Consider the following 20,916-nt stretch of genomic DNA (forward strand, 5'->3'; position numbering starts at 1 on the left):
GCGCGGAGCCCCGGCCCCGTAGCGCCGATAGCCTGAAGCGATGGCCACGGGTGATGAGGACGCGAGAAGAAGACTCACCCGGATGCCGCGTCAGGGCGCCATCGTCGCCGTGCTGGCGGTCGCGGGCCTGTGTTCGTCGTTCATGTTCACGCTCATGGTGCCCATCCAGTCGAAGCTGCCGGAGCTGCTGAGCTCCAGCCGCGAGGACACCGCGTGGGTGGTCACCTCGACGCTGCTCGCGGCGGCCGTGATCACCCCGATCTCGGGGCGACTCGGCGACATGTACGGCAAGCGCCGCATCGTGCTCGTGCTCGTCGCGGTGATGGTCGCGGGCTCGGTCGTCGCGGCGTTGTCGCCGGGCATCATCGGGATCATCGTCGGGCGCACGCTGCAGGGCGCCATCGTCGGCGTCGTGCCACTCGGCATCTCGATCATGCGCGACGTGCTGCACGAGGACCGGGTCGATTCCGCGATCGCCTTCATGAGCGCGACGCTCGGCGTCGGCGGCGCGCTCGGCCTGCCGATCAGCGCGCTCATCACCGAGCGGAGCGACTGGCATCTGCTGTTCTGGATGGCGGCGGGTCTCGGCGTCGTCGTCTTCGCGCTCGTGCTCTGGATCGTGCCGGTGAGCGTCCTGCGCACCGCCGGCCGGTTCGACTACGTCGGCGCCGCGGGACTGGCCGTCGGCCTCATCGGCATCCTGCTGGCGATCTCGCGCGGCAACGAATGGGGCTGGGGATCGGGGCCGGTGCTGGTGTGCGGGCTCGGCGGGCTGGTCGTGCTGCTGCTCTGGGGATGGTTCGAGCTGCGCATCGACGAGCCGCTGCTCGACCTGCGGGTCGCCGCCCGGCCTGCGGTGCTGCTGACGAACATCGCATCGGTGGCGATGGGGTTCTCGCTCTTCGCCTCGAACGTCGTCTACCCGCAGATGCTCGAGCTGCCGGTCGCGACCGGCGCCGGGTTCGGTCTGTCGCTGCTGGTCGCGAGCCTGATCGTCATGCCCTCGGGACTCGTCATGATGGTGCTCTCGCCGATCGCGGGTCGCATCGCGTTCCGCACCGGTCCCAAGCTGCTGCTGCTGCTCGGTGCGCTCTCGCTGATCGCCGCCTACGGCTTCACGCTGCTCTTCTCCTCCGAGGTGTGGCACATCCTCGTCGCGAACATCCTCATCGGCGCCGGCATCGGCTTCGGGTACGCGTCGATGCCCATGCTGATCATGCGCTCCGTCCCGCAGAGCGAGACCGGTGCGTCGAACGGGCTCAATGCGCTGTTCCGCTCGCTCGGCACGAGCACGGCGGCGGCCGTCATCGGCGCGGTGCTCGCCACGTACACCGTCGACTTCGAGGGGATCCCGGTCCCGACGACCACCGGTTTCACGCTCTCGCTGATCCTCGGCGGGGCGGCCGCGATCGTCGCCCTGGTGGTGGCGCTGTTCATCCCTCGCCATCGCGCGCCCGAGGAGCGGCATCCGTCCCTCCGCGAGTGACCTACTGACGAGCGCCCACCCCGGCCGCTAGCCTGACGTCAACCGGGGCGACGGGAGCGAGCGATGGACGGGCGTGATCAGGGCCTTCAGGGGGACGAGCAGGATCCGCGCGGGAGGAAGCCGGACCAGGTTCCGGTAGGGCCGCCCGACGGTGCGACCGCCGCCGCCGACGCCACGAGGACCGGCACCATGGCCGCGGCGAGCGGGACGGACGCAGCCGGCACGACTGCTCCCGACGACGGCTCGGACCACGACACCAGGTTCTTCGGTCAGCCGTGGTCGCTCGCTCACATCTTCGGCGTGGAGATGTGGGAGCGGTTCAGCTTCTACGGCATGCAGGGCATCCTGCTCATCTACATGTACTACTCCGTCGCGGACGGCGGGCTCGGCATCCCGGAGGCGACGGCGACCGGCATCGTCGGCGCGTACGGCGGCACCGTCTACCTGTCGACGATCCTCGGCGCGTGGGTCGCCGACCGACTGCTCGGCTCGGAGCGCGTGCTGTTCTTCAGCGCGTGGGTCATCATGGCCGGTCACATCGCGCTCGCGGTGCTTCCGAACGTGTGGGGTCTGGGCGTCGGGCTGGTGCTCGTCGCGATCGGCTCCGGCGGGCTCAAGGCCAACGCCACCGCGGTCGTCGGGACGCTGTACTCCCCCAAGGATCCGCGCCGCGACGCGGGCTTCTCGCTGTTCTACCTCGGCATCAATCTGGGTGCGTTCCTCGGGCCGATCGTCACCGGGTTCCTGCAGAGCAACGTCGGCTTCCACTGGGGCTTCGCCGCCGCCGCGGTCGGCATGGCGATCGGTCTCATCCAGTACTCGTTCGGGCGCAAGCAGCTGCCGGCCTCGTCGCGCGTCGTCGCGAACCCGCTCCCCGCGAACCGCAGGGCCGTGGCGATCGGCATCGGCATCGCCGGCCTGCTCGTCCTGGTCGTGCTCGTGCTCACCGGCGTCATCCGCGCCGACAACCTGGCCGGCGTCGTGATCCTCGTCACGCTGGCGGCGGCGATCGCGTACTTCTGCGTCATCATCGCGTCGCGCCACATCAGCGGCGATGAGCGCTCGCGCGTGATCGGGTTCATCCCGCTGTTCATCGTGAACGTGGGCTTCTGGTCGCTGTACCAGCAGCAGTTCACGGTGCTGACGATCTACTCCGACCAGCGACTCAACCGCTCGATCTTCGGCTGGGAGATGCCGGTGTCGTGGGTGAACTCCATCAACCCGATCTTCGTGATCATCCTCTCGGGGGTGTTCGCGGCGATCTGGACGAAGCTCGGGAACAGGGCCCCGTCGGCGCCGGTGAAGTTCTCGCTCGGCGCGATGATCATGGGCGTCGCCTTCCTGCTGTTCCTCCCGTGGGCGAACGGCGCCCCCAACTCGACGCCGCTGCTGGCCATCGTGCTGATCCTGCTCGTGTTCACGATCGCCGAGTTGTTCATCTCGCCGCCCGGCCTGTCGGTGACGACCAAGCTCGCCCCCGAGCGGTTCCACACGCAGATGGTGGCGCTGTACTTCCTGTCGGTCGCTCTGGGCACTGCGATCGCCGGCTGGCTCGCGCAGTTCTACGACCCCACGAACGAGGTGCCGTACTTCACGATCCTCGGCGTCATCGCGATCCTGCTGGGCCTCGCACTGCTCGCCTCGGTGCGTCCGGTGCTGAAGCTGATGCGCGGAGTGCGCTGAGGTTCGCGGGGAGCAGCGCGGAGGTGTTCTGCCGGCTCGTGAGCCGGTTCCGCGCCGGCGGGTGAGCCGTCAGTCCGAGTGCGAGAAGGGTGAAGAGTCCTCGGATTCACTGCCCTCATCCTCGCCCGCGTGGGGGCGCGAGCGGGTTCGCCGATCGCGATGCAGGACATCAGCGGATGCCCGTTCCCGACCCTCTTGCGGCGGACTACGGTCGCCCCATGAGCAGCTTTCCAGGACTCGAAGGACGCACGGTCGTCGTCACGGGAGCGGGCGGCGGGCAGGGAGCCGCCGAGGCGCGGCTGCTGGCCGCGGCGGGTGCACGCGTCGTCGCGACCGACGTCGTGGACGCTCCGCTCGAGGCGACGCCCGGCGTCGAGTACCGGCGGCTCGACGTCGCGGAGGAGGGTGGCTGGGCCCTCCTCGCCGCCGACCTCGCCGAAGCCCTCGGCGGCGAGCCTCTGCGCGGTCTGGTGAACAACGCCGGAATCACCCACCGCGCACGACTGGGCGCCGTCGAACGGGCCGATTGGGATCGCGTGCTCGCGGTCAACCTCACGGGGCCGATGCTCGGCATCCAGGCCCTCGCCCCGCTCATGGGCCCCGGGTCATCGATCGTCAACATCGGGTCGTCGGCCGCGCTCAACGCGCACTACCCGGTCGCCTACACCGTATCGAAGTGGGGCCTTCGCGGCCTCACCCATGTCGCGGCCACGGAGCTGGGCCCTCGCGGCATCCGGGTCAACGTCGTGCACCCGGGGTTCATCGAGACACCGATGACCGCGAGCGCGCCCGAGAAGATGCGCGACGCGCAGCTCGCTCTGACGCCCCTTGAGCGGGTGGGTCGGGCAGACGAGGTCGCGGAGCTCGTGGCATTCCTGCTCTCGGATGCCGCGTCCTACCTGTCCGGTGCCGAGATCCCGGTCGACGGCGGCACGACCTCGTCGGCCGGCGCGAAGGTCATGGCCGACCGCATCGCGGGCGTCTGACTGTCGCAGCCGCACATCTCCACCGAGTCGGGGCGCGACCGCCCGATCCTGTGCCTCCGCACGGGTCGGCGGCCGTCTCCGTGGACTGTGGTGAACGGCGGGCGCGGGTTCCCACTCGGGACCCGCCGTCAGCGCACGACCTGGTCCTCCCGCGCCCGCGAGAACTGCTCGACCACGCGCCGCGCTCCGCGCACCGCGATCGCAACGCTCATCAGGGTCGGGTTCATCGTGTTGGCCGTCGGGATGAGGGCGTTGCCGCCGACCACGAGGTTGTCGTAGCCCCACACGCGCGACCACGGGTCGGCGACCGATGTGCCGTCGTCCGCAGGGCCCATGCGCATCGTTCCCATGTAGTGCAGGCTCGAGCCGTTGGGCAGCAGCCGCGGCTCGGCCACGAAGGTGCCGAGGGCGGCGCCGGCACGGCGCACCCGCTCGTGGGCCTCGTCGAGCTCGGGCTGCTCGGCATCCGTCAGCGCGTACTCGATCGTCATGTTCGGAAAACCCCGGTAGTCGAGCTCCGCGTCGTCGAAGGTGACGCCGTCCTCGATCCGGGGGTGCTTGCGCACGCCGTAGCCCATGTTCACGTAGCCCCACCGGTTACCCGACGCCGGGTGGGACGGGTCGAGCGCGAACGGCGGGTTCTCGGCGTACATCACCTGCAGGGAGAAGGGGTGGTCCGGCTCCGAGAACGGAATGCGGTTGACCGAGGCGACCGGGTCGGCCGCGTTCTGGGCGCGGCGCGCGAGCTCGCGCTCGAACTCGTCTTGAGAGATCAGCGCGCCCATGCGCTCTTCGTCGAGCGCGACCGTCGTGATGACGACATGATGCTCGGTGAGGTACCGCCCGAGCGCACGGGGACGGATGCCGGACGCCCAGAGCAGCTGTGGCGAGCGGAACGCGTCGGCGGCCACGACGACCACGTCGGCTGCGAAGAAGGAGACCTCTTTCGTGCGCAGGTCTTCGATCGTCACGCCGGTCACCACACCGCCTTCGTGCTCGATCCGCCGCACCAGCGTGAGGTCGCGCAGCGTGAAGCGCACCGACTCGCGACTGCCCTCCTCGATGAGCGGACCGAGGACGGTGTTCGCGCCGGCCCACACCATGGAGCCGTCGGGCTGCGGATCGCCGGCGACCGGCAGGGTGCCCACTCCGTAGCCCGCGGGCAGCTCGGCGCCGAACTCCTCGTCGAGGAGCGATCGGATGGCGGCGCCGATGGGGGAATCCGCGAACGCCGCGCTCTGCGCGTGCAGCAGCCCCTCCGCCGTCGTGATGAGCTCCTCCCACTCGGCGTCCTCGATGAAGCCGACCTGCTCGCTGAAGGCCGGACGAGGGATGGCGCACGTCCAGTGAGCGCCCTGACCTCCGACGTTCGTGGCGGCGGCCGCCGCGGGGAAGGTGGGCGCGTGAGCCGAGCCCGGCCCGCCGAAGTCGAGCAGATGAGTGCCCTGCCGGGCGGTGAACATCCCCTCGACGACGACGCCGGCGGGAATTCCGAGGCTCTCGCGGAATGCGCCCGACTGCGGCCCCTGCGACATCTCGCGGGCGCGCGCCTTCTCATCGGGATCGGCGATGTTGCGCACGCTCTCACCCGGCACGGCAGTGAGCTGCGGTCCTGCCTCGAACATCACGACGCGGGCATCGGGAGTGGACTCGAGGATGACTCGGGCGTAAGCGGAGCCGATCGGTCCGCTGCCGACGATGGCGACGGTGGGGCTGTCAGACATGGGAGTACCTCTTCTGGTCACGCGGTGAGGGGTTCGGAGCGGGGTGCGGCGGCAGGCTCGGACTCGTCAGCGAGCCGCCGGGCAGGAAGGAGCACCGCGGCGACGATGCCGGCGGCGTAGGTGGCGGCGAGCGCCGCGAAGACGGGCGAGAAGACGCCGCCGTAGATCTCGGCGACCTGGGCCTGCACCGACTCGGAGGCCTGGTGGACGAACTGCGGCGTCAGAGTCGCGGCATCGAGGGCCGCCGGCAGCAGGCCCGCGACCCCGAAGCCGATGACGCCGCCGATGATCGCCGTCGCCACCGTCGAGCCGACCTGCCGGACGAGGTTGACGGTGGCCGTCATGCTGCCGATGTCGCGGTGCGGCGCCGCGCTCTGGACGACGGCGATGACGAGGCTCATGAACGCCCCGGTGCCCACTCCGACGACGGCCATGACGATCATCGGCACCCACAGCGGGAGCCCGACCGGCAAGACGGCCATCACGAAGAGCCCGGCGGCGCTGAGCGCGGTGCCGGCGATGCAGTAGACGCGGTAGTGGCCGGTGCGGCCCACCAGCCACCCGGTTGCGAGGTTCGACACCAGCATCCCGAAGACCGTCGCGATGGGAACGAGACCCGACACCGTCGCCGTGGTGCGATACGCCATCTGGAAGTAGGTGGGAAGGTACGCGGTGATGGAGAACAGCCCGATGCCGATGATCGCGGACAGCGCGGTTCCGGCGGCGATCGTCCGATCCGCGAAGAGCCGAAGCGGCACCAGCGGCTCGGTGGCACGCATCTCGATGAGGAAGAAGGCGGCGAAGGCCATGCCTGCCACGACGAACGAGACGACGGATGCCGCAGCACGGGCGGGATCGCCGATCCAGGTGACGGCCAGCACGAGCCCGACCATCGCGATCGCGAACGAGACCGAGCCGGCGATGTCGAACCGCCGCCGCCCGAAACCGGCGAGCTTCGGCACGGCGACGAGCGCCAGGAGGAGGGCGCCGACGCCGAAAGGGATGTTGATCCAGAACACCCAGGGCCAGCCCCAGTGATCGGTGATCAGGCCGCCGACCACGGGACCGATCAGGATGGCGACCGGGAATGCGGCGCCGATGATCGCAAGATATCGGGGACGTTCGCGCGGCGTGGTGACCCTCGCGACGATCGTCTGCGACATGAGCTGCAGCCCGGCCGAGCTCATGCCCTGCACCACGCGCGCGCCGATGAGCTGTGGCATGTCCTGCGCGAAGCCGCACGCGAGCGATGCCACGAGGAAGAGCACGAGCGACACGAGGAACACGCCTCGAGGACCGACCGCGTCGCCGAGCTTGCCGATGATCGGCAGCAGCACGGTGCTCGCCAGCGTGTAGCCGACGACCACCCACCCCATCTGGGCGAGGGCGCCCAGTTCGCCGGCGACGGTGGCCAGGGAGGTCGACACGATCGTGTGATCGAGCGCTCCGAGGGTGGCGACCGTCAGAAGGGCGACGATCAGGAGGCGGAGCCTCCACGGTGACATGCTCATACGCGTGGTGCCCGTACGACCGGGCGATCGACGCGACGGGGTGTGCCCCTGCGCGGCTTCGCTGCAGGGGACGGGCCAACTTTGGCCCCGACGTCACTGTCGATTCTAATCGCTCTTTAGTCTAAAAACAACTAAAGATCGGAGCGCCGTCCGGATGCCCGCGCGCCCTCCTCAAACTCGCACCCCCGTCTCGAGGAGCGCCGCGGCATTGCCTGCGAGGATGCGCTCCGTCAGCACCGCGGGCAGGTCGGCGCCGCGCACCAGTGCGACGGGATCGTCGAGACCCATGTCGAACGGGAAGTCGCTGCCGAGCACGACCTGCGACGCGCCGGCGACCTCCACGAGGTGCCGGATGGCGACCGGATCGTGCACCACGGTGTCGAACCACAGCTTCCGCAGATACGTCGACGGCGCGTGCCGGCAGCGCTGCGCCTCCGGCCGCACGTGCCAGGCGCGATCCGAGCGCCCGATGGCGAACGGCAGGTAGCCGCCGCCGTGCGCCGCCACGATCTTCAGGCCCGGGTGCCGATCGAGCACGCCCGAGAAGATGAGGTGCGAGAGGGCGACGGCGTTCTCGGTGGGCTGCCCCACGGTGTTCGAGAGGTAGAACCGATCCAGCCGCTCGTCGAGGCTGCAGCCGAACGGATGCAGGAACACCACGGCCCCCAGCTCCGCCGCCCGGGCCCAGAACGGCTCGAGTCGTGCGTCCGAGAGCTCGACATCGCCCGCGAACGACGAGATCTCCACGCCCGCGAGGCCGCGGCCGAGGATCGCGTCGTCGAGGCACTCCACAATGCGCTCCGGATGCTGCAGCGGCACCACACCGAGCCCGGTGAGACGGTCGGGCGCCAGCGCCGCGTGCGCCGCGATGAGCCGGTTCGTCTCCAGCGCGACCCACACCGCGAGGCCCTCGGGCGCCCACGGGTAGAAGTGGTTCGGCGAGACGCTGACCCACTGGCGGTCGACACCCTGCGCATCCATCGCGGCGAGCCGCGCGCCGACGTCGGTGAGCTTCGGAATGCGCGCGCCGACCATGGCGCCGGAGACCTGCAGGCTCTCGACCCCGTTGCGGCGACGCTCCAGGTCGGCGGCCTCGGCGACGAGGTCGGGCACGCGCCGCTCGACCTCGGCATGCAGCGCCGGCAACAGCAGGTGGGCGTGGACGTCGGTGATCATGCCGGCTGCGCCATCTGCTGCGCGATGCCGAAGATCAGCCCACCGGCGTCGGCATCCCTGTTGCCGTCGATCTGCCACTGGCCCAGTTGCACGGATGCCTCGACCACCGCCTTCGCGCGCGGCAGACGCCGGGCGTGGAAGTCGTCCCACAGCCCCCGGTCGAGCACTTCTCGGTCGGTGAGCAGCTCGGTGAGGACGAGGGCGTCCTCCAGCCCCTGTGCGGCCCCCTGCGCGATCGTGGGCGGGCAGCTGTGCGCGGCATCCCCGATCACCACCACACGTCCTCGGTTCCAGGGCGCCTGGACCAGGTGCTTGGTGAACCACGTGTAGTTCGCGTGTGCGCCGCTCTCGAGGTCGGTGCGGATCGCGTTCCACGGGCCGTCGTAGGCACGCGACTCCTCCAGCATGATGCGGGTGGCCTCCTCATCGGAGACGCCGAAGCGATCCTGCGCCTTCTCGACGAGGAACGCGTACATCGTGTCCTCACCCGTCGGGGTGTAGCCGGCGATGTAGACCGGGCCGCCGTAGTAGAGCTCGCTGCGTTCCACCTCGGAGGGGCGCGATACGAACGTGCGCCAGATGCCCATGCCGGTCGGTTGCGGAGTGACGTCGATGCCGATCAGGCCCCGCACGGCGGAGTTCAGTCCGTCGGCGCCGATGAGCAGGTCGTACGTGCCGGCCGATGCGCCGTCGACGAAGACCTCGACCGCGTCGTCGGTCTGCTCGAGCCCGGTGACCTTGGCGCCGAACCGGACGTTCGCGCCGGCCTTCTGCGCGTGCTCGAGCAGGATGCGCGCCAGTGCAGGACGCGGCATCCCCATCGCGGCCGGGTAGTCGGGTCCGCCGGTCTTGACGTCGGGCAGCGCGGCGACCACGGGGGCACCCGGACCGGGGGCGCGCAGGTTGAGTCCCTCGAAGGGGTAGCCGGCGGCGCGGATGTCTTCCCAGGCGCCGAGCGCGTCGAAAACGCGCAGGGCGTTGCCCTGCAGCGAGATGCCCGAACCCAGTGCGCTGAGCTCGGGCTTCGCCTCGAAGACGTCGACCTCGACGCCGGCCTTGGCGAGCTGGATGGCGGCGGCGAGCCCCGAGACGCCGCTTCCGGCGATCGCGACGTTGCTGACTGCGGTCATGTCAGAACCTCTCTGTTCTGTGTCGTGTGGAGTGCTTCAGAGGATGGCGACGGGGTTGATCGGCGAGCCGACCGCGCCGGTGATCGGCAGCGGTGCCGCCGAGAGGAGGAACTCGTAGGTGCCCGACTCAGCGCACACCGCGCCGAGCTCCTCGAGGTCCCACAGCTCCCCGATGGTGAGGCCCATGTTCGGGATCACCACCTGGTGCAGCGGCTGGAAGGCCGCGACGTCGAACTCGTTGGGCCGCACTTCGAAGCCCCACGTGTCGGTGGCGATGGCGGCGATCTCGCTGCGGTGCAGCCAGCCCGCGCTCGTGAGCGAGAGTCCGGGAGCCGGCCCGCCCGCGTAGTCCCCCCAGCCGTCACGGCGCGTACGCGCGAGCTGGCCCGTGCGCACGACGACGATGTCGCCGCGACCGACGAGGCTCGATACCCCCTGCGCCTCGATCGTCGCATCGAGGTCGGCTGCAGTGATGGCGTATCCGTCCTCGAGTTCGCCGGTGTCTGGGCGCAGGTGGCGGCCGACGTCGAGGAGGACGCCGCGCGAGACGATGACGGATGCCGCATGCTCGATGCCCGTCACCAGGTCGCCGTCGCTCGTCACGACGTCGCCCGCCCGTCGGCCGTTCCACGCGTGGCCGTGGTCGAAGATGTGGCCGAGCCCATCCCACTGCGTCGAGCACTGCAGCGGCATCGAGATGTGGTCGTCGGCCCCGCCGATGCCGTGGGGAAACCCCTGCGCGCCGCGCTCGGCATCCGTACCCGTGTCCATCATGAGGTGCACGGGGTTGGTTCGACGCCGCCAGCCCTTCTGCGGGCCGTTCATGTCGAAGGACTGCGACAGCGAGACAACGCGTCCGGTCTTCACCAGACCGGCTGCGGCGACGCGCACCGCCGCATCGATGAAGTTGAGGGTGCCCAGGCGATCCTCCCCGCCCCATCGCCCCCAGTTGCGGAACGCCTCGGCGCGCGCGGCGATCTCCGCCTCGGGATTCGCCCGGTCGAGGTCGGCGGGGTTCTCGGACGGCGCGTTCACACCTCCGGCCCCTCCGCGACGCACCGGACGACCTGCGTGCCGAGGCCGGAGATCGAACCGGTCATGACGTCGCCGTCGCGCAGGAACCGCTTCCAGTGCTGGCCGTTGCCGGGAGGGCTCCCGGTGAGGAGCAGGTCACCGGGGAGCAGCGCGGTCGTCTGCGAGGCGGCCGAGACGAGCGCGGGGATGTCGAAGAGCAGGTCGCTCGTCGATCCGTTCTGCATCGTGTCGCCGTTGAGGTCGAGCCGGACGGCGAGGTCGTCACCCGACACGAAGGGAGCGGGCACGAGGAACGGACCGGTGGGCAGGAAGCCCGGCGCGTTCTTGGCGCGGTACCAGTCGGTCCCGATCTCCTTCATGTCCTTGCGGAAGACGAGGTCGCGCGTCGTGATGTCGTTCACGATCGTGTAGCCCCCGATGTGGCCGACCGCGTCCTCCCGCGACACGCGGAACGCCTCCTTGCCGATCACGACGGCCAGCTCCAGCTCCCAGTCGTGCACCTCGCTGTACGACGGCAGCACGAGGGGCACATCGTCACCGACGACGACGGTGGGCAGCCCCAGGAAGAAGTAGGGCTCGCCATGTGCCCGGCGGTCGTCCATCATCTTCGCCGCGAACTCCCGCGCCTCCTCGGGCGAGCGGGAAGCGTCCTGCGTGAGTCCGGCCACGACGAGCTCGATCACGTGCTCGCGGTAGTTCGCCCCCGCCTGCAGCACCTGACGCGGTTCGACCGGAGCAGTCAGCACGACATCGGCGAGCGGCATCCACTCGCCATCCGTCTCGGCGAGCGCCGTCAGGCGATCCCAGTCGGCCGCGGCGAGGAAGGCGTTCAGTCCTGGCGCGCCGAGATCGTCGTCCGACACCGCGCGGATGCGGTCGCCGGCGACGAGCCCGAGACGGACGGAATCCCCGTCGCGGTAGCGGGCGAAGGCGAAGGGTGCGGTCAGTCCGTCTGACGTCGTCGTCATGTGTTCTCCAAGTCCGTGGTTCGCAACGTGGTGCGAGGGCGGGGACGCCGGTCGGGCATCCCCACCCTCGAGCCTGTCAGCCCTGGCCGTGCTTGGCGTAGGGGTTGAAGAGCGCTTCCTTGATCTCGTCCGGCACGCCCTCCTCGGTCGCCGACGGACCATCGGCGGGCGGGAAGGACTCCGTCATGGACATCGGCATGGCGCTGTTGCGGTAGAAGTTGTTCGAGCCCTGAGACGGCGTCCAGGTGTTGGCTTCCCAGTCCGGCACATAGTTGCGATACCCGCCCGTGTTGAGCTCGATGCGCAGCGACGACGGCTCGCGGTAGTAGAGGAAGTTCTGCTCGCCGATGCCGTGGATCGACGGGCCGTACTCGATCGGGTAGCCGTTCTCGCCGAGGACGTCAGCCGCGATGAGCAGCTCCTCGCGGGTGTCGACCCAGAACGCGTAGTGGTTGACGCGTCCGGCGCGGGTCGAGCCGTCGAGGACGACTCCGAGGTCGTGAGACTTCTCGTTGGTCGTGAGCACCGAGAACACCGAGATGGGCGCCTCGTCGAGGACGGTGCGGGCCATGAAGCGGAAGCCGAGCACGTCGACGTACCACTTCACGAACGCGTCGACGTCGCTCGTGGCGATGGTGACGTGGTCGAGCTGACGCGGGGCGCCGGCGACCTTGCTGCGACGCGAGGGCCGGTCGGGGTAGATCGACGCGGCGTCGCCCTCGGTGTCGTGGTGGCGCGTGACGTCCCAGTGCAGGGTAAGCGTGTGACCCCACGGGCCGGTGAAGCGGTACGCGCGACCGATCTTGTGGACATCGACCCACTCGCCCTGGATGCCGGCGGCCTCCACGCGCTTGGCGGCCTCCTCGAGCGCCTCGGGGCTCGAGGTGCGCCACGCGGCGGTGTCGAGGCTCGGCTCGTCGCCCGGAAGCACGACGACGGAGTAGGCGTAGTAGTCGCCCCAGCAGCGCAGGTACACGGCGCCGTCGACGCGGTCGACGACGGTGAGTCCGACCTGGTTGACGTAGAAGTCGACGGATGCCTCGACATCCGGCGATGTGATGGCCACATACGACAGATGCGACAGAAGCTTGATCATCTTCGATCCCTTTCGGTGAGTCGTCGGGGTGATCCCCACAACCACTTTCGCCGGAGTCGGGCATATCAGGGAATCCCATATCGACGATTACCCGGATCACCCACATTTATGAACGCGAGCGGCCGAGAATCTGCCCGGCGAGGACCGCGTCGTGTCGCAGCTCGGCGAGATCGTCGACGTCGCGTCCGAGGCGGACCGCCTCGATGGCACGGCGCAGCGCCACCCGCTCGGGACGTTCGAACCGGCGCGGAAGCGTCCGCCGACCCGAGGCGTCCGTCGTCGCCATCACCAGGTCTCCCCCGTCGTCGTCGACCTCGACGACCGTCTCGGCGAGAGCCGTGATGCGCAGGCGTCCGAGACCCGGGGCTCCCGGCTGGGTTGCGACGACGGCCGACACCACCGCCTGCGCGTCGGTTTCGAGGAGCGCGAGACCGCTTCCGTCCGCGAAGGTTCCGACGCGAAGGCGCAAGGGCCGGCCTGCGAGCACGCGAGCCCATCCGATCGCGTCGCGGAGGGCCTGCGAGAGCGCGTCGGAGGCGGCGTGACACTCGATCGTGCATGCACTCAGGCGGCGCGGTGCGGGCAGCGCATCCGCGGCGGCGGCGACGGCGTCGTGGCGCAGCTGGGGTCGTTCCAGGATGATCGGCACGGCGCCCGTGCGCGCCTCCAGCACGCCGAGGGCTTCCGCGGGCGCGCCACCGGGACGGGCCACCACGACGGCTGCGGCGCCGTCCCTGGAGGCGGCTTCGGCGTGGCGCCACCAGGCGCCCGTCCCGTCGACGACGACCACGGCACCTGCGCGGCCGGCCGCGGCGGCGACGCGTTCGGGAAGCTCGGCCATCGCCACTCGATACTCATCGAGGTCGGTGCGGACCAGGGTCGCGGTCATGCCGCCGCTCCGACGAGGGCGGCGGCGGCGTCCGCGATCCGCAGGGAGTACCGGACGTCGTCGAGGAGCTCGTCGTACTCGACGGGGAATCCGCTGTCGAGCAGCTCGGCGAGCGCTCGCCACTCCGCCGTGTAGCCGTCGCCGGCGTCGTGCGCGAAAGTCGTCTCGCGGTCGTCCGCAGCGCGAAGGCGCACGCGAGCGCTTCCGGCATGCACGAAAGCGGGCGGGAAGCCGACATCCAGTCGGTCCCGCGTCGTGGCGATCGCCAGGCGCCAGAGCGCGTCGGCTCCGCCGCTCTGCATGACGGCCGTGAGCTGGACCGGGATGCCGCTCGCGACGAAACCCACGGCGTAGCCGAGGGGCGCCAGCGCGCGGGCGAAGACGACGCGCTCGAAGTTCGGCGCGATGTCCCGGACGAGCGGGAGGTCGTGGATGGCGAGACCGGTGAGGAGCCGGTGCACGACCTCCGCCGCGACCTCGGGGCGGGTCAGGTCGGGAAGCGCAGGGTGCCGACTCGCCGTCGGAAGCTCCGACACCACATCGTGGTAGCGCGTGTTCGGCGGCAATGAGAGCGTGACCGACACCGACACCACAGGGCCGCCCGACGCGGTCAGGTGGTGCTTGGCCCTGCCCCACGCCGGATCGAAGTAGTGGTTGGTCCCCACGATCAGCGGAATCCCCGTGCGGCGGCACGCCTCGACGGCCTGCGTGGCCTCGCCGACCGTGGTGCCGAGTGGCTTCTCGCAGAAGATCGCCTGCTTGCCGGCGGCGACCGCCGCGACGACCTGCCTCGAGTGCTCCGCCGGAGGGCTGCAGACGGCGACGACGTCCACCGCCGGGTCTGACAGGAGATCCTCGGTCCCCGACGAGAAGCGCGCGGCGGTGCGCGCCGCGAGAGCCTCCGCACGCCCGCTTCCCGCGTCGGAGATGTGGACCACTCGGAACGACTCGCCGAGTTGCGCGAGGGTGGGCAGGTGCAGAGCCGAGACGCCCGGTCCCGCCCCGATGATGCCGACGCCGTAGGTCATGCCGCCTCCGTACTTTCGCTCGAAGCGTACCTAAGTTCGATGTGCTTTGACTATAGACCGCCACATTTGGGATGATTCCGTGGGCGGTTATGCAAGAATCGACCATGGCCAGAGAGTCCACGTTGCGCTTCGGGGCGCAGACCGACGAGATGACGAGCCTCTTGAGGATCGTGAACATGGTGCGCACGGGGGACGCGTCGACCCGGCCCGAGATCGGACGCGTGACCGGACTGGGTCGCGGTGTCGTCACGCAGCGGGTGGACCAGGCGATCGAGATGGGCTACCTCGCGGACGGCGAGTTCGGGCCTTCGTCGGGGGGTCGCGCCCCGCGCACCCTCCGATTCCGCGGCGACGCGGGTCGCATCGTCGTGTGCGCCCTGGGAGCCCTCCACATCCACGTCGGGGTCGCCATGCTCGACGGTGACGTTATCGATCAGGCGCACTCGCGGTGGGACATCGCGCGCGGCCCCGCAGAGACGCTGGACAAGGCGCTCAGCATGATCGACGAGGTGCTCGAACGCACTCCGGACGTGCCGGTGTGGGGCATCGGTGTCGGCGTGCCCGGCCCGGTGGACTTCGACAGCGGCCGCCCCGTCGCACCGCCCATCATGCCCGGCTGGAACGGGTTCGACGTGCGCCGCCGGTTCGAGCAGCGTTACGACGCCCCCGTGTGGGTCGACAACGACGTCAACCTCCTCACGTTCGGCGAGCGCGCGCGGCGCGACGACTACCGCCTCGACCTCATCTACTGCAAGATCGGGTCCGGCATCGGAGCGGGCCTGCTCTCGCACGGACGCATCCACCGTGGCGTGAACGGCGCCGCAGGCGACATCGGGCACGTCCGCGTACGGGACTCCGATGCCCTCTGCCGCTGCGGCAAGGTCGGGTGCTTGGAGGCGGTCGCCGGCGGGTGGGCTCTGATCCGCGATGCCCTCGCGGAGATCGAGGCCGGGGCGACGGGAGCACTGGCCACGGCCGTCGCCGACGGCGAGGAGCTGACGCCCGAGCGCATCTCGATCGCGGCGGAGGAGGGGGACGCGCTCGCCATCCGGCTCGTCCAGCGGTCGGCGCGCGTCGTCGGCGAGTCGATCGCCGCGCTGGTCAACATGTTCAATCCCTCGGTGATCGTGATCGGCGGCGCCGTCGCGGGGGCCGGCGAGCTGCTGCTCGCCGAGGTGCGCCAGCGCGTGTACGAGCTCTCACTCCCGCTCGCCACGCGGGATCTGACGATCGCCCAGTCCGTCAATGACGTGCGGGAACCTTTGCGGGGTGGCGTGGAGATGGTGCGCGAGCAGCTGTTCGATGTGACCTTCCCGCGCTGGTTCGGCGACGGGCGCCCCACCATCGGCGCGATCCGCGGCAGCCTCGAGACGGCGGCGTGAGTCGCCCGGGCTTCGAGGACTTCTTACTAAAACAGACAAAAGCGTGTAGCTTCCTGTCTGAAGCCCGTCGGACGGGCTCGGACACGAGGGAGTGAACCCGATGACGCTACCGCTGCTGCTCGACGACGCACTCTCCGCCACCGTCGGCGGCTTCTCGTTGCGCGTGAGCCTGCCATGGATCCGCTCGATGCCGCTGGCGAGTGTAACGAGGGTGATGGTGGCGATCGACAAGGAGCCGGTCGCGGTGTCGGCAGCGCTCGACGGCCGCGCGGTGACATCCGCCGAACTCGCGACCACGCCCGGATGGTGGTTCATACAGGACAGGCTCGAACTGCGCGGTGAGAGGACCCTGGCTCCCGGCACCCATGACGTCTCGCTCTCGTTCACCCTCCTCGTGCCGTACCTGCAGGCCGGACCGACGGGACCGCTGACGCTGCCGTTCCACGCGGAGCGTCCCCTTGTTCTCGGTGCACCGGCATCGGGCGCCACAGCTGCAGAGGGCCGCGCGTCAGCGGGGGAATCGGATGCCGTCGCCGGCGTCCGACCGCGCTCGGAGGAGTTCGCATCGGCGACGGTGGACGATGCCTGGACGGTCTCGGCGAGTGCGTTCAACTGGACGCCCAAAGTCATCCGCGCCCAGCGGCCCGCTGAGGATATCGCGGTCGGCATCGTCGCAGAGGGGATCGCGGAGACGATCGAGATCGAGGCCGGGCAGGTGTGGCGGTCGTTCCCCAACCCCTCCGATGCCGAGGTCGACCGCCTGGGCGAACGCCTCGCCGCAGCGCGCGGAGCCGTCACGATCGTGGGCGCGAGCCTCGACGACTGGGCGCTGCCCTCCCGCCGCCGCACGCAGGAAGAGCGCCTCGCGTTCCTGGTACCGCAGCTGCGAGCGGCCGCACGGCTCGGTGCACGAGGCGTGCGCGTGCCGTTCGGACAGGCAGGGCCCGAGCTGCTGCGCCTGGTCCAGCCGGTCCTCGAAGCGCTCGACGTGGTGCTCTACGAGGAGATCCAAGGTCAGCAGACGCTCGGCGTACCGGCCGTCTCGACGAACCTCGAGCTGATTCAGCAGCTCGACGATCCGCGTATCCGCACGCTCATCGACATCAGCATGCTCATGCCGTCGCTGCCGGTGAGCTATCTCGAGGAGCTCCGCCGGGGCGGGGTCGGTGAGGATCTGCTCGTGCGTCTGGAACACGACTGGCGCGCCCCCGAGACCCACCAGGCGGTCGTCGCCTCACTGCGCGGAGGTCAGGTGCCGCCCGCCGTGCACACGCTCTTCATGAACCTGCTGGTGCGGTTCGGCCGGTCCGAGGTGGGCGACCTCGAGCCGCTCCTTCCCCTCACCGGCGGTGTGCACCTGAAGTTCTGGGATCTCGAAGACACCGACGGTCGCGTGTCGCGGCCGATCAGCGACATCGGGGCCGCGCTGCGACGTACCGGCTTCACGGGCACGCTGACCAGCGAGTGGGGAGGCCACGAGTGGCTCGACGACGATCCGGCCGCGACGACCCGTGCGCACCTCGCCCTCGCCCGACGAGCGCTCTCCACGGTGAGCGCGCCGCGCTGACCGGGCCGCGCCCTCGAATGAAGTCAGGCCGGACCGCGTTCGGCCCTGCCTTCGTCACGCGCCCCGACTCAGCCCTGGTGGTTGTAGTACGGCCAGGGCAGGAAGCGACGCTCGCCCCTGCGGTCCGGTCCGTTCAGCGTGACCTCGCCCGTCGCCGCCCATTCGACGCCGCGGGGGAACATGCGGATGAACTCGATGCGCCGGAACGTGTCGATGTCGTGGCCGATCGTGATCGTGAATGAGCGACCCTCGCCGTACTCGTTGATCCATGCGATCGGCTGATCGGTGTTCATGCCGGGGAGTGCCGCGATGCCCTCGGGCGGGATCGCCACCGGATAGTGGGACATCGGCCACATCGGCGCCCTCTCGTACGACTCGAGGTCGTCGAACGTCGTGAGCAGCACCTGAGCGCCCTCGTGGATCGCCACACCGGTGAGGATGTCGTCGCCGGTCACGGTCCAGCGGGCGCTGATGCCTTCGGTGATCGGGTGGCGTGGTTCGACGGTGTCGAGCTGCGCCTCGCCCCATGGCCGTGGCCGCAGCCCGCCCGCGACGGTCAGCTTCGACCCGCGCATGACGTTGTACTCCTCGGGGTAGCCCCAGTCGTCCTCTTGCGCAGCGGAGCCGTGGAACCACACGATCCCCTTGCCGCCGTCATGCACGAACGCCAGCAGCGCAGCATCCGTCTCCGCACCGAAGCCGACGGCCTTCTCGTGGTAGCCGTCCCGACCCTCGAACACGACGATCACCACGTCGTACTTGTCGATGATCTCGGCGCCCAGCCCGCGCGGGTCCTCCGTGACGCGGACGCGGAACCGGCCGGTGTCTTCGAGCAGGGCGATGAGCCACTGGTTGTGCTGACGGAAGCTGCGGAACTCGTTGTCGTGCTCGCGGGTCATGTGGCCCGAGAGGATGAGCACATCGAGGACATCGGCCATGCGGAATCTCCATCTGCGTGAGACGTGCGCGGGCACGCCGAACGACGACCTCGGGATCGCGAGGTCGGGCTGGGTTGGTGGCGCTACTCGGCCTTGGTCGAGAACGCGGCGTCGAATGCCGCGGCGGGAGGCGTGATGGCGTTGAGCTTGCGGACGAACTCGATCGCCTCGGGGGCGCCGTCGAGCCGGTCCATGCCGGCGTCCTCCCACTCGACGCTCGTCGGGCCGTCATAGCCGATGGCGTTGAGGGCACGGAACAGCGGCTCCCACGGCACCTGGCCGTGTGCGGTCGACACGAAGGTCCACCCGCGGCGCGGGTTCGCCCACGGCAGGTGGGAGCCCAGCACGCCGTTGCGGCCGTCGAGGTTGGTGATCGACTCCTTCACGTGCACGTGGAAGATGTGCTCGGCGAAATCGAGCACGAACGCGACCGGGTCCAGCTGCTGCCACATGAAGTGCGACGGATCGAAGTTGATCCCGAAGCTCTTGCGATGGCCGATGGCGTCGAGCGTGGCCTTCGCGGTCCAGTAGTCGTAGGCGATCTCGGACGGGTGCACCTCGAGCGCGAAGCGCACCCCGACCTCTTCGAAGACGTCGAGGATCGGGTGGAACCGGTCGGCGAAGTCCTGGTAGCCGGCCGCGATCCATTCGTCTGAAGCCGGCGGGAACATCGCGACCGCCTTCCAGATCGACGATCCGGTGAAGCCGGTGACCGTCTTGACGCCGAGCTTCGCGGCGAACCGTGCGGTCATCTTCAGCTCCTCGGCGGCCCGCTGCCGCACGCCTTCCGGCTCGCCGTCGCCCCACACGCGATCGGTGAGGATGTCGCGATGCCGCTCGTCGATCGGATCGTCGCACACGGCCTGCCCCGCGAGATGGTTCGAGATCGTCCAGACCTTCAGCCCGTTGCGCTCGAGGATGTCGCGCCGCGACTGCACGTAGTCCGCATCATCCCAGCGCGACACGTCGATGTGGTCGCCCCAGCAGGCGATCTCGAGACCGTCGTAGCCCCACTCGCCCGCCAGCCGTGCCACCTCCTCGAACGGCAGGTCGGCCCACTGACCGGTGAAGAGGGTGATCGGACGAGGCATCGCGGCTCCTTTGCTTTGTTGTTGAGTCAAACTATCTGCTCAGGCGGTCGAATTCACCGTGTCGGAGACGAAACCTCGGCACCCACCCGCACCCACGCGGAGTCGTTGGCCGAGCTCTCCTCGACGGCTGCGAGCACGCGCTGCACCGACAGACCCTCGTCGAACGACGGGTGAGGATCGGTGCCCTCGACGATCGCCGTCACGAGGTCGACGGCCTGATGGCTGAAGCCGTGCTCGTAACCGAGCGTGTGACCAGCCGGCCACCACGCCGAGACATACGGATGCTGCGCCTCCGTCACCAGGATGCGCGTGAAGCCCTGGGTGGCCTCCGGGGCCGTGCGGTCGTAGAACCACAGCGTGTTGAGATCCTCGAGGTCGAAGCGCAGCGCGCCCTTGTCGCCGGAGACCTCGATCGACAGATCGTTCTTGCGGCCGGTGGCGAAGCGCGTCGCCTCGAACGACGCGAGAGCTCCCGTCGACAGTCGCCCGGTGAAGATCGCGAGGTCGTCCACCGTGACCTCGCCATACCCCTCCGCGACCGTCCCGGACAGCCCGGTCCCCGATCCCTGCAGCGGGCGCTCCTTGACGATCGTGTCGACCACGCCCGACACGGCGTCGACTGAGAGTCCCGTCACGAACTGGGTCATGTCGATGATGTGCGCGCCGATGTCGCCGAGGGCACCGGATCCCGCGTGCTCCTTCTGCAGCCGCCACCCGAGCGGCATGTCCGGGTCGACGAGCCAGTCCTGGCGATACGCCGCGCGCACCTGCGCGATCCTGCCCACCGCGCCCTGCGCGACGAGGTCGCGGAGGAAGGTGACAGCGGGGACGCGACGGTACGTGAAGCCGACCATGGAACGGATGCCGCGCTCCGCGGCGCGTGCGGCGGCATCCGCCATCGCCTGCGCCTCTTCGACCGTGTTGGCGAGGGGCTTCTCGCACAGCACGTGCTTGCCCGCTTCGAGCGCCGCGATGGCGATCTCGGCGTGGGAGTCGCCCGGCGTGACGATGTCGACGAGGTCGATGTCGTCACGCGCGATGACCTCGCGCCAGTCGGTCGCCGACTCCTGCCAGCCCCACCGGGCTGCGGCATCCGCCACCGCCTCGGCATTGCGTCCGACGACCACGGCCATCTCGACACCGGCGGGAAGATCGAACATGCGCGGCGCCTGGCGCCACCCGACCGAGTGCGCGGCCCCCATGAAGCCGTATCCGATCATCGCGAC

The 20,916-nt window shown here is 69.8% G+C and carries 16 protein-coding genes and 1 pseudogene; 5 read left to right on the top strand and 12 right to left on the bottom strand.

Annotated features, from left to right (window positions below; translation table 11 throughout):
• Positions 1-82: 82 nt before the first annotated feature.
• The 3 genes from Q9R08_RS15365 (at position 83) to Q9R08_RS15375 (ending at position 4,155) form a co-directional block, all read left to right on the top strand.
• Positions 83-1,486: an MFS transporter gene (locus Q9R08_RS15365; RefSeq protein ID WP_308869111.1), complete on the top strand. Its 1,404-nt coding sequence runs from the start codon at positions 83-85 to the stop codon at positions 1,484-1,486.
• A 189-nt stretch (positions 1,487-1,675) separates the two neighbouring features.
• On the top strand, positions 1,676-3,169 hold the full coding sequence (locus Q9R08_RS15370) for a peptide MFS transporter (protein ID WP_308868988.1): 1,494 nt from the start codon (positions 1,676-1,678) through the stop codon (positions 3,167-3,169).
• Positions 3,170-3,387: 218 nt separating this feature from the next.
• On the top strand, positions 3,388-4,155 hold the full coding sequence (locus Q9R08_RS15375) for an SDR family NAD(P)-dependent oxidoreductase (protein WP_308868989.1): 768 nt from the start codon (positions 3,388-3,390) through the stop codon (positions 4,153-4,155).
• A gap of 128 nt (positions 4,156-4,283) precedes the next feature.
• Here the strand turns inward: Q9R08_RS15375 and Q9R08_RS15380 are convergent, their stop codons facing one another.
• The 9 genes and pseudogenes from Q9R08_RS15380 to Q9R08_RS15420 all read right to left on the bottom strand — a co-directional run.
• Positions 4,284-5,879 carry a GMC oxidoreductase gene (locus tag Q9R08_RS15380; protein ID WP_308868990.1) on the bottom strand — a complete coding sequence of 532 codons (1,596 nt, stop codon included), beginning with the start codon at positions 5,877-5,879 and terminating at the stop codon, positions 4,284-4,286.
• Positions 5,880-5,896: 17 nt separating this feature from the next.
• Positions 5,897-7,384 carry an MFS transporter gene (locus tag Q9R08_RS15385; protein ID WP_308868991.1) on the bottom strand — a complete coding sequence of 496 codons (1,488 nt, stop codon included), beginning with the start codon at positions 7,382-7,384 and terminating at the stop codon, positions 5,897-5,899.
• A 177-nt stretch (positions 7,385-7,561) separates the two neighbouring features.
• Positions 7,562-8,566 (bottom strand): amidohydrolase family protein, encoded by a 1,005-nt coding sequence (locus Q9R08_RS15390; RefSeq protein ID WP_308868992.1) that lies wholly within the window; start codon positions 8,564-8,566, stop codon positions 7,562-7,564.
• Positions 8,563-9,696, bottom strand: a complete 1,134-nt coding sequence (locus tag Q9R08_RS15395) for an FAD-dependent monooxygenase (protein ID WP_308868993.1) — start codon at positions 9,694-9,696, stop codon at positions 8,563-8,565. Before Q9R08_RS15395 ends, Q9R08_RS15390 begins: the two co-directional genes overlap by 4 nt.
• 36 nt (positions 9,697-9,732) lie before the next feature.
• Positions 9,733-10,731 carry a cyclase family protein gene (locus tag Q9R08_RS15400; protein ID WP_308868994.1) on the bottom strand — a complete coding sequence of 333 codons (999 nt, stop codon included), beginning with the start codon at positions 10,729-10,731 and terminating at the stop codon, positions 9,733-9,735.
• Complete coding sequence (locus Q9R08_RS15405; RefSeq protein ID WP_308868995.1) at positions 10,728-11,699, bottom strand: fumarylacetoacetate hydrolase family protein; 972 nt, start codon at positions 11,697-11,699, stop codon at positions 10,728-10,730. Before Q9R08_RS15405 ends, Q9R08_RS15400 begins: the two co-directional genes overlap by 4 nt.
• Before the next feature lie 76 nt (positions 11,700-11,775).
• Positions 11,776-12,795 (bottom strand): VOC family protein, encoded by a 1,020-nt coding sequence (locus Q9R08_RS15410; protein ID WP_308868996.1) that lies wholly within the window; start codon positions 12,793-12,795, stop codon positions 11,776-11,778.
• Between the two features lie 106 nt (positions 12,796-12,901).
• Positions 12,902-13,684: a hypothetical protein gene (locus tag Q9R08_RS15415; RefSeq protein ID WP_308868997.1), complete on the bottom strand. Its 783-nt coding sequence runs from the start codon at positions 13,682-13,684 to the stop codon at positions 12,902-12,904.
• Positions 13,681-14,640, bottom strand: a pseudogene (locus Q9R08_RS15420) (Gfo/Idh/MocA family protein); the annotation flags it as partial. The gene Q9R08_RS15415 and the pseudogene Q9R08_RS15420, both read right to left, overlap by 4 nt.
• Before the next feature lie 176 nt (positions 14,641-14,816).
• Here Q9R08_RS15420 and Q9R08_RS15425 point away from each other — a divergent pair.
• Both Q9R08_RS15425 and Q9R08_RS15430 read left to right on the top strand, forming a co-directional pair.
• Entirely contained in the window at positions 14,817-16,094 is a 1,278-nt protein-coding gene (locus Q9R08_RS15425; RefSeq protein WP_308868999.1) for an ROK family protein, read from the top strand.
• Between the two features lie 100 nt (positions 16,095-16,194).
• The gene (locus Q9R08_RS15430; protein ID WP_308869000.1) at positions 16,195-17,661 is read left to right on the top strand and encodes a hypothetical protein; all 1,467 of its coding nucleotides are present in this window, start codon (positions 16,195-16,197) and stop codon (positions 17,659-17,661) included.
• Positions 17,662-17,729: 68 nt separating this feature from the next.
• On the opposite strand, the gene Q9R08_RS15435 is transcribed toward Q9R08_RS15430, so the two are convergent.
• From Q9R08_RS15435 to Q9R08_RS15445, 3 genes are all read right to left on the bottom strand, one after another.
• Positions 17,730-18,599 carry a ThuA domain-containing protein gene (locus Q9R08_RS15435; protein ID WP_308869002.1) on the bottom strand — a complete coding sequence of 290 codons (870 nt, stop codon included), beginning with the start codon at positions 18,597-18,599 and terminating at the stop codon, positions 17,730-17,732.
• A gap of 83 nt (positions 18,600-18,682) precedes the next feature.
• Positions 18,683-19,690 (bottom strand): sugar phosphate isomerase/epimerase family protein, encoded by a 1,008-nt coding sequence (locus tag Q9R08_RS15440; protein ID WP_308869004.1) that lies wholly within the window; start codon positions 19,688-19,690, stop codon positions 18,683-18,685.
• A gap of 53 nt (positions 19,691-19,743) precedes the next feature.
• Positions 19,744-20,910 carry a Gfo/Idh/MocA family protein gene (locus tag Q9R08_RS15445; protein ID WP_308869112.1) on the bottom strand — a complete coding sequence of 389 codons (1,167 nt, stop codon included), beginning with the start codon at positions 20,908-20,910 and terminating at the stop codon, positions 19,744-19,746.
• Positions 20,911-20,916 lie beyond the last annotated feature (6 nt).

This window comes from Microbacterium psychrotolerans (assembly GCF_031085295.1).
GTDB classification, from domain to species: domain Bacteria; phylum Actinomycetota; class Actinomycetes; order Actinomycetales; family Microbacteriaceae; genus Microbacterium; species Microbacterium psychrotolerans.